Annotated in this window: 13 protein-coding genes; 5 read left to right on the top strand and 8 right to left on the bottom strand. The window is 63.0% G+C overall.

What is annotated here, in order from left to right; genetic code table 11:
• Positions 1–9 precede the first annotated feature (9 nt).
• Entirely contained in the window at positions 10–828 is an 819-nt protein-coding gene (gene proC / locus ACF8Q6_RS03290; protein ID WP_004575483.1) for a pyrroline-5-carboxylate reductase, read from the bottom strand.
• Positions 829–866: 38 nt separating this feature from the next.
• The gene (locus ACF8Q6_RS03285; RefSeq protein ID WP_392489699.1) at positions 867–1,553 is read right to left on the bottom strand and encodes a YggS family pyridoxal phosphate-dependent enzyme; all 687 of its coding nucleotides are present in this window, start codon (positions 1,551–1,553) and stop codon (positions 867–869) included.
• 65 nt (positions 1,554–1,618) lie between these two features.
• Here ACF8Q6_RS03285 and ACF8Q6_RS03280 point away from each other — a divergent pair, with 65 nt between their 5' ends.
• The gene (locus ACF8Q6_RS03280; protein WP_392489698.1) at positions 1,619–2,617 is read left to right on the top strand and encodes a type IV pilus twitching motility protein PilT; all 999 of its coding nucleotides are present in this window, start codon (positions 1,619–1,621) and stop codon (positions 2,615–2,617) included.
• Between the two features lie 127 nt (positions 2,618–2,744).
• Here the strand turns inward: ACF8Q6_RS03280 and ACF8Q6_RS03275 are convergent, their stop codons facing one another.
• A complete protein-coding gene (locus ACF8Q6_RS03275) occupies positions 2,745–3,371 on the bottom strand; it encodes a C40 family peptidase (protein WP_392489697.1) in 627 nt (208 codons plus the stop codon).
• 164 nt (positions 3,372–3,535) lie between these two features.
• Between ACF8Q6_RS03275 and ACF8Q6_RS03270 the strand changes: the two genes are divergently transcribed.
• Complete coding sequence (locus ACF8Q6_RS03270) at positions 3,536–3,955, top strand: TM2 domain-containing protein (protein ID WP_010955634.1); 420 nt, start codon at positions 3,536–3,538, stop codon at positions 3,953–3,955.
• A 90-nt stretch (positions 3,956–4,045) separates the two neighbouring features.
• On the opposite strand, the gene ACF8Q6_RS03265 is transcribed toward ACF8Q6_RS03270, so the two are convergent.
• The 3 genes from ACF8Q6_RS03265 to ACF8Q6_RS03255 all read right to left on the bottom strand — a co-directional run bounded on the left by ACF8Q6_RS03265 (position 4,046) and on the right by ACF8Q6_RS03255 (position 8,889).
• Positions 4,046–4,744: an SPOR domain-containing protein gene (locus ACF8Q6_RS03265; protein WP_003249122.1), complete on the bottom strand. Its 699-nt coding sequence runs from the start codon at positions 4,742–4,744 to the stop codon at positions 4,046–4,048.
• A gap of 1 nt (position 4,745) precedes the next feature.
• A complete protein-coding gene (gene argS / locus ACF8Q6_RS03260; protein WP_392489696.1) occupies positions 4,746–6,482 on the bottom strand; it encodes an arginine--tRNA ligase in 1,737 nt (578 codons plus the stop codon).
• A gap of 187 nt (positions 6,483–6,669) precedes the next feature.
• Complete coding sequence (locus ACF8Q6_RS03255; RefSeq protein ID WP_004575486.1) at positions 6,670–8,889, bottom strand: primosomal protein N'; 2,220 nt, start codon at positions 8,887–8,889, stop codon at positions 6,670–6,672.
• A gap of 167 nt (positions 8,890–9,056) precedes the next feature.
• Between ACF8Q6_RS03255 and rpmE the strand changes: the two genes are divergently transcribed.
• The 3 genes from rpmE (at position 9,057) to ACF8Q6_RS03240 (ending at position 11,543) form a co-directional block, all read left to right on the top strand.
• A complete protein-coding gene (rpmE, locus tag ACF8Q6_RS03250; RefSeq protein WP_003249127.1) occupies positions 9,057–9,272 on the top strand; it encodes a 50S ribosomal protein L31 in 216 nt (71 codons plus the stop codon).
• 2 nt (positions 9,273–9,274) lie between these two features.
• Complete coding sequence (locus ACF8Q6_RS03245) at positions 9,275–10,096, top strand: thermonuclease family protein (RefSeq protein WP_392489830.1); 822 nt, start codon at positions 9,275–9,277, stop codon at positions 10,094–10,096.
• A gap of 178 nt (positions 10,097–10,274) precedes the next feature.
• Positions 10,275–11,543 carry a malic enzyme-like NAD(P)-binding protein gene (locus ACF8Q6_RS03240; RefSeq protein WP_004575488.1) on the top strand — a complete coding sequence of 423 codons (1,269 nt, stop codon included), beginning with the start codon at positions 10,275–10,277 and terminating at the stop codon, positions 11,541–11,543.
• Between the two features lie 111 nt (positions 11,544–11,654).
• Here the strand turns inward: ACF8Q6_RS03240 and ACF8Q6_RS03235 are convergent, their stop codons facing one another.
• Complete coding sequence (locus tag ACF8Q6_RS03235; protein ID WP_256819696.1) at positions 11,655–11,777, bottom strand: hypothetical protein; 123 nt, start codon at positions 11,775–11,777, stop codon at positions 11,655–11,657.
• Between the two features lie 164 nt (positions 11,778–11,941).
• A complete protein-coding gene (locus ACF8Q6_RS03230; RefSeq protein ID WP_392489715.1) occupies positions 11,942–14,392 on the bottom strand; it encodes a penicillin-binding protein 1A in 2,451 nt (816 codons plus the stop codon).
• Positions 14,393–14,504: the final 112 nt, after the last annotated feature.

Raw genomic sequence — 14,504 nt, 5'->3', positions numbered from 1 at the left:
TAAAGCTCCTTATTTGCCCAGTTGTTCGGCCAGCTCGGCGGAGCGCGTGGCTGCAGCCTGCAGCGCCTGCTCGACGATGGCTTCGAAGCCGCTGGCCTGGAACGACTTGATCGCCGCTTCCGTGGTGCCGGCGGGCGAAGTGACGCGGCGGCGCAGTTCAGCGGCATCGACATCGCTTGCAACTGCCATGCGCGCGGCGCCCAGGGCTGTCTGCAAGGTCAGTTGGGAGGCCGTTTCGCGTGGCAGGCCGAGTTTTTCGCCTGCCGCGGTCATGGCCTCGATCAGCAGGAAGAAGTACGCCGGGCCACTGCCGGACACAGCTGTCACGGCGTCCAGTTGCTGTTCCTGCTCCAGCCATAGGGCGGTGCCCACGGCCGACAGCAGTTGTTCGGCCTGCTGACGCTGTTCGCCGGACACTTCAGCGGTGGCGTACAGGCCGCTCACGCCTTGGCGCAGCAATGCCGGGGTGTTGGGCATGCAGCGCACCACCGGGCGAGCGCCCACCCAGCTTTGCAGGCTGGCGCACGTGATGCCGGCGGCGATTGAAACGATCAGCTGGCCATCCTGCAGGTTGGGTTGCAGTGCCTGACATACGGTTTTCATGACTTGTGGCTTGACCGCCAGCACGATGACGTCAGCGCCATCGATGGCCTGGGCGTTGTCCTCGAAGGCTTCAATGCCGTGCTCGGCCTGGATGCGACTGCGGGTCTCGGCGCCCGGGTCGCTGGCGCGGATCTGCGAGGCGTCCAGGCCCTGGGCACGCAGACCACCGATCAGGCTGGCGGCCATGTTGCCGGCGCCGATAAAGGCAATACGTGTCTTGCTCATGTCAGGTCCTTGTGGAAAAGAGTGAGTGAAGCATGGAATCAGGTGTTGCCGTAGTCGCGGGCGCCGAACAGGGCCGTGCCAATTCGTACCCACGTCGCGCCCTGGGCGATGGCCGCTTCCAGGTCGTGGCTCATGCCCATGGACAGGGTGTCCAGGCCAAACCCCAGGCCTTCCTGCAACTTGCGCAGGCTGGCGAAGGCGGCCTCCTGGATGGCGCGGTCTTCGGTGGGTTCCGGGATTGCCATCAGCCCGCGCAGGCGCAGGTTGGGCAGTGCGGCTACGGCTTTGGCCAACGCGGGTAGGTCGGCCGGGGTGCAGCCGGATTTACTGTCTTCGCCGCTGACGTTTACCTGCAGGCAGATGTTCAGCGGCGCCAACCCGGCAGGACGCTGTTCCGACAGGCGTTGGGCAATTTTCAGGCGGTCCACGGAATGTACCCAGTCGAAATGCTCGGCGATGGCTTTGGTCTTGTTCGACTGAATGGGGCCGATGAAGTGCCAGATCAAGGGCAAGTCGCTGAGGGCCTGCTGCTTTGTCAGTGCTTCCTGTAGGTAATTCTCCCCGAAGTCGCGCACACCGGCGGCATGGATCTCGCGGATAGCGCTGGCGGGCTTGGTCTTGCTCACGGCCAGCAACTGGACGCTGGCCGGATCACGCCCGACTGCCTGGGCAGCACTGGCGATACGGGCGGAAATCGCGGAAAGGTTGTCTGCTAGGGTGGACATGGATCGATGCCGGCAGCTGTAGGGTCTGCGGCATTCTACCTGCTTGAAGGCCTTTGGGGAGTCTCATGGATGTGACCGACCTGTTGGCCCGAGCTGTGGATGCGGGGGCTTCAGACCTGCACCTGGCGACGGGCCAGATTCCGATGCTGCGCCTGGATGGCGAGTTGCAGCGTATGGGCTTGCCGCCCTTGAGCCAGGGGGCCTTGATCGAGGGCATGGCGAGCGTGCTGGATGACGACCAGCGCCGGCAGTGGGCCCATGGCGATGAAATGGACCTTGCGCTGGAGTTGCCGGTGCTTGGGCGCTTTCGGCTGAACCTGTTTCGCCAGTTGAATGGCCCGGCGGTTACCTTTCGGTTGATTCCGGGGCGCATTGCGACGGTGAGTGAGCTGGACCTTGCGGATGTGTTTCAAGCTGTTGCGCAATGCCGGGATGGCTTGATCCTCGTGGGCGGGCCGACCGGCAGTGGCAAGTCCAGTACCCTGGCAACGCTGCTCGACCAGCTGAACCGCGAGCGGGCGCTGCACATCATCACCCTGGAAGACCCTGTCGAGGTCATCCATGCCAGCCAGCGCAGCCTGGTCAACCAGCGTGAGATGGGGCGCCATAGTCGCGGCTTTGCTCAGGGGCTGCGCAGTGCGCTGCGCCAGGACCCGGACGTGATCATGATCGGCGAGTTGCGCGACCTTGAAACCATTCGCCTGGCCCTGCGCGCGGCCGAAACCGGGCACCTGGTGCTGGCAACCGTGCATGCGCGTTCGGCGACCAGCAGCATCGACAGGTTGGTGGAGGTTTTTGCTGCCGAGGAAAAGCCGTTGGTGCGGGCGATGCTGGCCGAGTCGCTGCGCCTGGTGGTCGCGCAGGTGCTGGTCAGGCGCGTGGGGGGCGGGCGGGTGGCTGCGCGTGAAGTACTGGTGGCGACGCCGGCGGTGCGTAACCTGGTTCGGGAGGGGCGGTTGGCGCAGTTGTCTTCGGTGATGCAGGGCGGGGCGGCGGAGGGGATGCGGACGATGGAGGGGGCGTTGCGGAGGCTGAGGGAGCGAGGGTTGATCAAAGGCTTGTAGTACCTGCAAAGGCCCTTTCGCGGGCGCGCCCGCTCCCACAGGTATGGCGCCGCCCGCGAGAGCGACGCGGTAGCTGAGGGAGCGGGCGTGCCCGCGAAAGGGCCGGTACCGGATAGTGCCGATCAGATTAACGCTTGGCCAGACTCAGCTGTTGCTGCTCTTTCGGCAGCACCCGTTTGGCCACCACGTAGTGCTTCTGCCAGTAAGGCTTGCTCAAGGTGTCGATGCTCACCCGCTTGCCACGGCGTGGCGCGTGGATGAAGCGGTCGTTACCCAGGTAGATGGCTACGTGATTGACCCGACGGCTCTTGATGTTGAAGAAGATCAGGTCGCCAGGCTTCAGATCACCCTTGGCCACCTTCACCCCATGGCCCTGGGCCATGGCATTGGAGGTGCGAGGCAGGTCGACGTCGGCGACGTCGTTGAAGGCGTATTTGACCAGCCCGCTGCAGTCAAAGCCTTTTTTCGGGCTGCTGCCGCCCCAAACATAAGGAGTACCGAGCACATTTACCGCACGGCTCAGCACATCGCTGCTTTGCTTAGGCGACATGGCGGCGACATTCGCCCCGCGGCTGCTGGCGGCATTGCTTGGGCGGGCGCGTAGCGCGGTCTGTTTGACTGGTGCGCGTTTCACCGAGGCGTTGGTCGTGTAGCCGGTGAAACCATTGGGAAGACGTTGCTCACGATTGGTGGCGTGGGCGGCCAGGGGCAATAATAGGCAGAGGGTCAGCCATGTCTTGATCAAAGGCGGCATAGATGAAGCTCTTATGAATAGTTATGTGTTGGCGCGCAACTTTATAACAGCTTTTTGATCAGTTATTGATCCGTTGGTCGATTGCCAGGCGCCGTATGTCGGCTTGCGACGAAAAAGTCACATTTTTTCTTAGAAAATTTTCGGATAACCCACAGGGGCTATGAATGAACAGTTATCAACAGGGGGTGCCCTTTCACGACACCCACAGCAAAACCATCGGCTACCTGCTGTGGATTTTCGGCTTCACCGGTTCCCATCGTTTCTATTACGGCAAGCCGATTACCGGGACCATCTGGTTCTTCACCTTGGGCTTGCTGGGCATTGGCTGGTTGATCGACCTGTTCCTGATCCCGTCCATGGACCGCGAAGCCGACCTGAGGTTTCAGTCCGGGCGTATCGACTACAACATCGCCTGGATTCTGCTGACCTTCCTGGGGGTGTTTGGCCTGCACCGGCTGTATCAGGGCAAGTGGATCACCGCGATCATCTACTTCTTTACCGGCGGGTTGTTCCTGGTGGGGGTGCTGTATGACTTCTGGACGTTGAACAGCCAGGTTTCCGAAAGGAATGCGGGGCGGGGCTGACGGTAGCGGGGCTGCTTTACAGCCCCTTCACGGGCAATGCTGTCCATATAAAGAAGGCCTTGTCGCACCGCTGCGGCAAGGCCTTCTTCGTTACTGGCGGGTCTGCCGCTGTTGCAGCAACAGGTTGCTGAATCCGGCCCCAGCCAGCTGCTTCTGAGCCCCGGTCAGCTGCTCGCGGTTGCTGAACGGCCCGACCAGTACGCGGTACCAGGTTTCATCCTTGACCGTGCCCGACTCCACCTTCACGGACTGGCCCAGCAGGATGATCTGTGCCCGTACCTTGTCGGCATCGGCCTGCTTGCGGAACGAGCCGGCCTGAAGGAAGTACTGCGTGGTCGCCGCCGGCTTGATCACGGGCGGTGGCGGTGGCGGGGTCTGGCCAAGCAGCGCTGCCTGGGCCCTCGCCGTGTCGATTTTCGCCGCTTCTGCTGGTGTCACCGGGGTTACCGGCTGGGCCGGTACCGGTGGCGTTTTCTCAGGTACGGCTTCCGGCGGCACGATCACCTCAGACTCCGGCAGCAGGGTGTAGAAGTCGTACTTCGGCTTCACCGGCTGTTGCGGGGTAGCTTGCGCGGGCTTGCCGGCTTCGGCCGTTTTCGCCGGTTTCTCCTGCTCGGGCTTGGTGCGCTTGATGTCATCGCCACCGGGTTCGAGTTTCATCAGGAACACGATGAACGCGCCTACGGTCAGGCCGACCGCCAGCCATACCCAGCCGGGGATCGGCTGTTTGGCCGGTGCCGTCTGGCGGCTGGCGCCGCGTTTCGGGGCAGGTTTTTTCTTGGCAGCCAACTTACATGCGCTCCAGGGTTTCCAGGCCGAGCAGTTCCAGACCTTGTTTGAGGGTGCGGCCGGTCAGGGCGGCCAGGCGCAGCCGACTCTGCTGCTGCGAAGGGGTTTCGGCAGTGAGGATCGGGCAGTTTTCGTAGAAGCTGGAGAACAGGCCGGCCAAGTCGTACAGGTAGCTGCACAGCACGTGCGGCGTGCCTTTTTCGGCGACGTTGTTGAGGATTTCGCCAAACTGCGCCAGGCGCGCGGCCAAGTCCTGCTCGTGGGCAGCTTGCAGCACGATTTTGCCTTCGACTTCGTCAAAGCCTTTGCCCAGCTTGCGGAACACGCCGGCTACGCGGGTGTAAGCGTACAGCAGGTAAGGGGCGGTGTTGCCTTCGAAGTTGAGCATCAGCTCGAAGTTGAAGCTGTAGTCACTGGTGCGGTGCTTGGACAGGTCGGCGTATTTCACCGCGCCAATGCCCACCACCTCGCCGATGTGGCGCAGTTCGTCGTCGGCCAGGCTCGGGTTCTTTTCCTTGACCAGCGCGTAGGCGCGCTCCTTGGCCTCGGTGAGCAGGTCGATCAGCTTCACGGTGCCGCCGTCACGGGTCTTGAACGGGCGGCCGTCGGCGCCGTTCATGGTGCCGAAGCCCATGTGCTCCATTTGCATCGGGTGGCCGACGAAGCCAGCGCGGCGGGCCACTTCGAACACCTGATTGAAGTGCAGGGCCTGGCGCTGGTCGACGAAGTACAGTGCGCGGTCAGCCTTCAACACGTTGCTGCGGTAACGCACGGCAGCCAGGTCGGTGGTGGCGTACAGATAGCCGCCGTCAGCCTTCTGCACGATCACCGGCAGGGGGTCGCCTTCGCTGTTCTTGAACTCGTCGAGGAACACGCATTGGGCGCCTTGGTCTTCGACCAGCAGGCCCTTGGCCTTGAGGTCGGCCACCACGTTGGCCAAGTCGTCGTTGTAGGCGCTTTCGCCCATCACGTCGGCCATGGTCAGCTTGACGTTGAGCAGCTCGTAGGTCTTCTGGCAGTGCGACAGCGAAATGTCCTTGAAGCGTGTCCAAAGGGCCAGGCACTCGGGGTCGCCGGCTTGCAGCTTGACCACCAGGCCGCGGGCGCGAGTGGCGAACTCCTCCGATTCATCGAAGCGTTTCTTCGCCGCGCGGTAGAAGTTTTCCAGGTCCGACAGCTCGTCGCTGGTGATCGGGTTTTCCTGCAGGTAGGCCATCAGCATGCCGAACTGGGTACCCCAGTCGCCGACGTGGTTCTGGCGGATGACGTTGTCGCCCAGGAACTCCAGCACGCGCGCAACGCTGTCGCCGATGATGGTCGAGCGCAGGTGGCCGACGTGCATTTCCTTGGCCAGGTTGGGCGCCGACATGTCGATCACCACCTTTTGCGCCGGGCCGGCTTTGCGTGCACCCAGGTGGGCGTCGGCCAGGGCGGCATCCAGGCGGTTGGCCAGGGCGTCGGTGTTCTGGAAGAAGTTGAGGAAGCCGGGGCCTGCAATCTCGACCTTGCTGATGTCGGCGCTGGCCGGCAGGGCGTTGATCAGTTTTTCGGCGAGGTCGCGCGGCTTCATGCCGGCCGGCTTGGCCAGCATCATGGCGATGTTGCTGGCGAAGTCGCCGTGGGTCTTGTCCCGGGCGTTTTCCACCTGGATCGCCGGCGACAGCCCTTCAGGCAGCACACCGTCGGTGACGAGTTGGGTGAGGGCTTGCTGGATCAGCTGGCGAATGGTGTCTTTCATGGGGATCTCTTTTCGACCGCAAGCGCGGTGAGCGCCTGGATGCGCAGGTGGAAAAACTGGGCATTATCCGTTGCCGGGAGCAGGTTGCCAACCTTTGGGCGGCAAGCTGGGGGCCACAAGCGGCAAGAAAAAGCGGCATCGCACCCGCCCGGCACTTGCTTGCCGCTGGTCACTCGCAGCTTGCAGCTCAATACAGGTCTACCGGGTCGACATCCAGCGACCAGCGCACCTGGCGCCCGCTCGGCAACTGTTCCAACACTAGCAACCAGGCGCTGATCAGTCGATGCAACGGCGCCCGGGTATTGGCCTGTATCAACAATTGTGCGCGGAATCGTCCGGCGCGGCGCTCCATGGGCGCCGGTACCGGGCCCAGCAGTTCGATGCCCGGCAGGTGCTGTTCGGCCACCAGGCGCTCGGCGGCGGCACAGGCTTCGTCGAGGAAACCTTCGGCCTGCCCCGGCTTGTGTGCTTCGGCACGCAGCAAGGCCAGGTGCGAGTAGGGCGGCAGCCCGGCGGCTCGGCGTTCGTCCAGGGCCTGTTCGGCGAAGGCGAAGTAGCCTTGCTCGGTTAGCTGGACCAACAGTGGGTGGTCGGCCAGGTGGGTCTGGATGATGACCTTGCCGGGTTCTTCGGCCCGCCCGGCCCGCCCGGCCACCTGTACGATAAGTTGTGCCATGCGCTCGCTGGCGCGGAAGTCACCGGAAAACAGCCCGCCATCGGCATCAAGGATGGCCACCAGGGTCACCCGCGGGAAGTGGTGGCCCTTGGCGAGCATCTGGGTGCCGACGAGGATGCTTGGCTGGCCGCGCTGGATGGTGCTGAACAGGTTGTGCATGGCGTCCTTGCGCGCCGTGCTGTCGCGGTCCACGCGCAGGATCGGGTAATCCGGGAACAGCACCTTCAGGCGCTCTTCGGCGCGCTCGGTGCCGGCACCGACCGGGCGCAGGTCGACGTGGTTGCATTGCGGGCACTGGTGCGGCAGGCGTTCGTCATAGCCACAGTGGTGGCAGCGCAGCACGCCGGAGCGCTGATGCACGGTCATGCGCGCATCGCAGCGTGGGCATTCGGACAGCCAGCCGCAATCGTGGCACAGCAAGGTTGGGGCAAAGCCGCGGCGGTTGAGGAACACCAGCACTTGTTGGCCAGCCTCCAGGGTCTGTCGGATAGCCTGCTGCAGCGGGCCACTGATGCCGCTGTCCAGTGGCAGGCTTTTCACATCAAGGCGCAGCATGCGCGGCGGGCGTGCCCCCCCGGCGCGTTGGTTCATACGCAGCAGCCGGTAGCGGCCGGTCAGGGCGTTATGCAGGGTTTCCAGCGACGGTGTGGCGGAGCCGAGCAGGATCGGGATGTTCTCCTGGTGAGCGCGTACCAGCGCCAGGTCGCGGGCGTGGTACCGCAGGCCTTCCTGCTGTTTATAGGAGCCGTCGTGCTCTTCGTCGATGATGATCAGGCCGGGGTTTTTCATCGGCGTGAACAATGCCGAGCGGGTGCCGATGATGATATCGGCCTCGCCGTCCCGTGCCGCCAGCCAGGCATCCAGGCGTTCGCGGTCGTTCACCGCAGAGTGCAGCAGGGCAATGCGCGCGTTGAAGCGTTGCTCGAAGCGGGCCAGGGTTTGCGGGCCGAGGTTGATCTCCGGGATCAGCACCAGCGCCTGCTTGCCGGCTTCCAGGGTTTCGCGGATCAGTTGCAGGTAGACCTCGGTCTTGCCACTGCCGGTGACGCCGGCCAGCAAGAACGCGCCGAAACCGCCAAAGCCCTCGCACACGGCGTCGAAGGCATCGCGTTGCTCTTCGTTGAGGGGGAGTTCCGGCTGTGCCAGCCAGTGCTCATGGCGCAGGGCCGGCAAGTGGCGGCGCGTCTCGATCTGCACCAGATCCTTGGCCAGCAGCAGGTCGAGGCTGTCCTTGTTCAGGTTGAGTTTGGCCAGCAGGCTGTGGGCCACGCCGTGCGGGTGCTGGGCCAGGGTCTTGAGGGCGTCGCGCTGGCGCGGCGCGCGGGCGATGCGCGGGTCCTCCAGGCGGGCGCCAGGGGCTATGTGCCAGAAGCGTTCCTGGCGCATTTCGGCAGCTTCGCCCTGGCGCAGTAGCGTGGGCAGCGCCCAGCTCAGGGTATCGCCCAGGCTGTGCTGGTAGTACTGGGCGGTCCACAGGCACAGCTTGAACAGCGACGCGGGGATGGGGGACACCGGGTCGAGCAGGGCAGTGGCCGGCTTCAGTTTGTCGGCGGGCACTTCGCTCTGCGTGCACACCTCTATCAGCACGCCGATCATTTCGCGGCGGCCAAAGGGCACGCGGATGCGCATGCCAGGGGTCAAGGTCTGGCGCGCCATGCTCGCCGGCGCCTTGTAGTCGAACAGGCGCCGCAGCGGAGAGGGCAGGGCAAGGCGCAGGATGACGTCGGACACGCGGAAAGTCTCGGAGGGCGTTACAAGGACTGGCGAGCCTAGCAGACGACGGTCGGTGCAAGCGACATCTTGCGCTGACGGTGTGCTCTGGTATTATTCGCCGCCTAATTACGTGCGGTATTCAACAATTGGTGTTGGGTGGCGGCACGCAGCTCGAGGAAGTGACCATGAAAGAAGGTATCCACCCGAACTACGAAGTAGTTGCAGTCACCTGCAGCTGCGGTAACAAGTTCGAAACTCGTTCGACCCTGGGCAACGTCCTGTCGATCGACGTTTGCAACCTGTGCCACCCGTTCTACACCGGTAAGCAGAAAGTTCTGGACACCGGTGGTCGCGTACAGAAGTTCGCCGATCGCTTCGGCATGTTCGGTGCCAAGAAGTAATCATGCGCAGGGCGAATCCTTCGGGCTTCGCATTGTTGCTGAAGAAGGCGTCCCTTGTGGGCGCCTTTTTTGTGGGCGTTATCTGGCATTTCCCGGTCCTGGCGTTCTGCCCACAGCCGGATAAGCCCCAATGGGTAGCGGTACGACAGGTGGTTGATGGCGACACCTTGCGTCTGGTCGATGGCCGCAGTGTGCGGCTGATCGGTATCAATGCCCCGGAAATAGGTCGCAAGGGGCGTACCAGTGAGCCCTATGCCGAAGCTGCCAGGCGGCGATTGCAGGCCTTGGTCAAGGCCAGTGACGATCGTGTCGGGCTGGTGCCTGGTGTTGAAGGTAAGGACAAGTACGGTCGCACACTGGCGCACATCTACAGCCGCAATGGCGACAATCTGGAAGCACAATTGCTTAGCGAGGGCTTGGGCTACCGTGTGGCCATTGCCCCTAATGTGCGTTTCAGCGGTTGCCAGCAGCTTGCCGAACAAGTAGCGCGCCAGGCTGGCGTTGGCCTGTGGCGGCATTCGCCCGTAGTGGCTGCAAGCGATGTCAGGCAGTCAGGTTTCGCTGTTGTGCGTGGTCGTATCGAAGGCATCGAGCGAAATCGTGGTGGGGTCTGGCTTACCCTGGGCGGTACCCTGGTGCTGCAGGTTCCCGCTCGTCTGCAGCGCAACTTCCCCGCCAGCTTCTTCGATAATCTCAAGGGACGCCAGGTCGAAGCGCGCGGCTGGGTGCTGGATCGTTCCCGCAGGGGTGGCCTCAAACCCGGGCAGCGACGTTGGGTGTTGCCATTGACCGATCCAAGCATGTTGGAGCGCATTTCAGGTTAAAAGATGTAGACATTTCGCTACGAGATTGTACACACTGTTGGTTGTATGCCCCCGTGGGTTGTAGCGTAAAGTCGTAGGCTAAAGGCCTTGACACAAGTGACCGGCCAGTCTTGTGGCTCCCCGGCTCTTTGCGTATCCTCGGCGGTCCGTCAGAACAGTAAATAGCGGAATGCCCACCATGTCAGACCTGAAAACCGCCGCTCTCGAATATCACGCTCAACCTCGTCCGGGGAAACTGAGCGTTGAACTCTCCAAGCCCACTGCCACCGCCCGTGACCTCGCCCTGGCCTACAGCCCAGGTGTTGCAGAGCCGGTGCGCGAAATTGGCCGTGATCCAGAGCTGGCTTACAAATACACCGGCAAAGGCAACCTGGTTGCGGTGATTTCCGATGGCACTGCCATCCTCGGTCTGGGTGACCTCGGCCCACTGGCTTCCAAGCCGGTCATGGAAGGCAAGGGTGTTCTGTTCAAGCGTTTCGCCGGTATCGATGTGTTCGACATCGAAGTCGAGTCGGAAAGCCCGCAAGCGTTCATCGACACCGTTCGCCGCATTTCGATCACCTTCGGTGGCATCAACCTTGAAGACATCAAGGCACCTGAGTGCTTTGAAATCGAACGTACTCTGATCGAACAGTGCGATATCCCGGTGTTCCACGATGACCAGCACGGTACTGCGATCGTAACTGCCGCTGGCATGATCAACGCCCTGGAAATCGCCGGCAAGAAACTGGAAGAAGCCAAGATCGTCTGCCTGGGCGCCGGCGCTGCTGCCATTTCCTGCATGAAGCTGCTGGTAAGCATGGGTGCGAAGGTCGAGAACATCTTCATGATCGACCGTAGTGGCGTGATCCACGCTGGCCGTGACGACCTGAACCAGTACAAGGCGCAGTTCGCCCACGCGACCGACAAGCGCACCCTGGCCGACGCCCTTGACGGTGCCGACGTGTTCGTAGGCCTGTCTGGCCCGAACCTGCTGAGCCCGGAAGGCCTGAAGTCGATGGCTGCCAACCCGATCGTGTTCGCCTGCTCGAACCCGGACCCGGAAATCTCGCCAGAGCTGGCGCACGCCACTCGCAACGACGTGATCATGGCGACCGGTCGTTCCGACTACCCGAACCAGGTCAACAACGTACTGGGCTTCCCGTTCATCTTCCGTGGTGCTCTGGACGTTCGCGCCAAGCGTATCAACGAAGAGATGAAGATCGCTGCCGCTATCGCCCTGAAAGACCTGGCCAAGCTGCCAGTGCCGAAGGAAGTTTGCGAAGCCTATGGCGTTGAAGGCCTGGAGTTCGGCCGTGAGTACATCATTCCGAAGCCGCTGGATGCACGCTTGATCACCGTCGTTTCCGATGCTGTGGCCAAGGCTGCCATCGAATCCGGCGTGGCTACCCTGCCTTATCCGAAGCACTACCCGCTGACCAGCGTGGATGAAGTGTTCAACGGCTGATTGCTGCAAGCGACATAAAAAAGCCCCGGCTCGCATGAGCCGGGGCTTTTTGTTGGGGCTTGGGAATGTGTCAGGGCTGCAAGGTGTTCGTCAGGGCACTTGTGGCGCCTATCAGATCGAGCGCCGCCCGCGCGGCGCATCGCGACGCCGCTCCCGCATTTGTTGCAACGTGGCCATGCCTGTGAGGCCATGGTTGTCAGCCTTGCTGGCATGACTGGATTTGGAGGTGGGCATTGATGCCGCCCCGCCTGTCTCAAGGCATGCACCCAGGCGGGCAACCATGGCCTGGCAGGTTCGGCACGTTGCAGCAGATGTGGGAGCGGCCTTGCGTCGCGATGCGCCGCGCGGGCGGCGCTCGATTCACGCGCCCACGCAAAACCTGAGTCAGGCGCCCTGCCTTAGAACAAATCCATCGGCGTTGCTTCATCGGCTGGCAGCGGGCTGCCCGGTGTTGCGCCATTGCCCAGCTCGTCCACCGACGGCGGCGAATCTTCGGCTTTGAACAGCTCGAAGTAGGCATTCGGGGTGCTCGGCGATGCCGCGCGCCCGCTGACCGGGTCGACGCGCAAGCTGAGAATGCCCTCCGGCTCTGCCGGGGCATGCGCAGGCTTGTCCTTGAGCGCCGCGCCCATGAAGTTCATCCAGATCGGCAGTGCCGCAGTCCCACCATATTCGCGGCGACCGAGGGTTTCCGGTTGGTCGAAGCCGACCCAAACGGTAGTCACGTAATCGGCGTTGTAACCGGAGAACCAGGCGTCCTTGGATTCGTTGGTCGTACCCGTCTTGCCCGCCAGGTCGGTGCGGCCCAAGGCCAGCGCCCGGCGGCCGGTGCCGCGCTTGATCACGTCCTGCAGCATGCTGGTGAGGATGTAGGTGGTACGCCCGTCGATGATCTGTTCGGCCACTGCCGGCGCTTGCGGTGCCGCGGCCACCTGGCTGAAGGCAGAAGGTGCTTCGCCCGGCATGGCCGCAGTGCTGATTGGCTGCTCGGGTGCGGCCAGGCCCGCCTGGTCTTGGGCACCTTGCGGTACGCGGGCTGGGTTGGCGGTGAACAGTGTCTCGCCGCTGCGGCTCTCGATGCGCTCGATCAGGTACGGGGTGACCTTGTACCCACCGTTGGCAAAGGTGCTCCAGCCGGTGGCGATTTCCATCGGGGTCAGGGTGGCGGTGCCCAGGGCCAGCGACAGGTTGCGCGGCAGGTCCTGCTTGTTGAAGCCGAACTTGGCGATGTAGTCGATGGTGCGGTCCACGCCCATGGCTTGCAGCAGGCGGATCGACACCAGGTTACGTGACTTGTACAGCGCCTCACGCATGCGGATAGGGCCGAGGAAGGTGTTGGTATCGTTCTTCGGTCGCCACACTTTATCCACCGACTCGTCAACGAACACGATCGGCGCATCGTTGACCAGGCTGGAAGCGGTGTAGCCGCTGTCCAGCGCGGCGCTGTAGATGAAGGGTTTGAAACTCGAGCCCGGTTGGCGCTTGGCCTGCACGGCGCGGTTGTAGTTGCTCTGTTCGAACGAGAAACCGCCGACCAGGGCGCGGATGGCGCCGTTGTTCGGGTCGAGGGTGACCAGGGCACTCTGCGCAACGGGCACCTGGCTGAACTTCAATGTGCCATCGTCAAGGCGTTGCAGGCGCACCAGGTCACCGACCTGGGCCACGTCGGCCGGCGATTGCGGTGAGCGGCCCTGGGCGTTGTTGTTGATGAACGGGCGCGCCCATTTCATGGTGTCCCAGGCAACCTGCGCCTCTTGGCCGTCACGGGTCAGCACCTTGAGGCCGGTGTGTTCCACCTGGGTGACAATGGCTGGCTCCAGGCCGCCAAGGGTGCGTTGCTTGCCCAGCTCCTGCAGCCACGCTGCCTGGGTGCGGCCCGGGAAGCGTGCTTCAGGGCCACGGTAGCCGTGGCGCTCATCGTAATCGGAGAGGCCCTTGAGGACGGCCTTGTTGGCCATTTCCTGCATGTCGCTAGGCACGGTGGTCGTGACGCGGAAGCCTTCGGTGTAGGCGTCGCTGCCGTAGCGGCCGACCATTTCCGCGCGGGCCATTTCGGCGATGTACGGGGCATTCACCTCAGGCGTCGGCACGTGATAGCTGGCGTTGAGCGGCTCGGCCAGGGCGGCCTCGTAGCTGGCCTGGTCGATTTTACCCAGCTTGTACATGCGTCCGAGGATCCAGTCGCGGCGCTCTTTGGCGCGCACCGGGTTGGCCAGCGGGTTGAAGCGCGACGGTGCCTTGGGCAGGCCGGCGATCATCGCCATCTGCGCCAGGCTCACGTCACGGATGGACTTGCCGTAATACACCTGTGCTGCTGCATCGATACCGTAGGCGCGGTTGCCCAGGTAGATCTTGTTCACGTACAGCTCAAGGATTTCGTCCTTGGTCAGCTCACGCTCGATCTGCAGGGCCAGCAGGATTTCGTTGGTCTTGCGTGAGAAGCTGCGTTCGCTGGTGAGGAAGAAGTTCTTCGCCACCTGCATGGTGATGGTGCTGCCGCCGGTCTGGATATGCCCGGTTTTCACCAGCTGGGTCGCGGCGCGCATCAGGCTGCTGGGGTCGACACCGTAGTGGTTGAGGAAATTGTCGTCCTCGGCTGACAGCAGCGCCTGAATGAATTGTGGGGGAATTTCCGCGAAGCGGATCGGCGAGCGGCGCATTTCGCCGAATTCGGCAATCAGCTTGCCATCGCTGCTGTACACCCTGAGGGGGATCTGCAACTGGATGCTTCTGAGGGACTCGACCGAGGGCAGGCTGGGACTAAGATACAGAAACGCACCGCTCACACCGAGTACGAGCGCGCAGATGACTGCGACGGAAGACCACCAGAAGAACTTCAGCAGACGTATCAAGGCTTTTCGGTGTCCAGGTTGGGAGTGGATTGCACGCAGGTCCGGTGGACCAAAAAACGCTGGGCATTATAAGCATTTTTCGCCTTTCCGGGTGACCGGCCAGGCTACT

The organism is Pseudomonas sp. GLN_2 (assembly GCF_043106005.1).
Lineage (GTDB): Bacteria > Pseudomonadota > Gammaproteobacteria > Pseudomonadales > Pseudomonadaceae > Aquipseudomonas > Aquipseudomonas alloputida.
The sequence above is the reverse complement of the archived record's forward strand: the minus strand, read 5'-3'. Positions and strand labels throughout refer to the sequence as shown.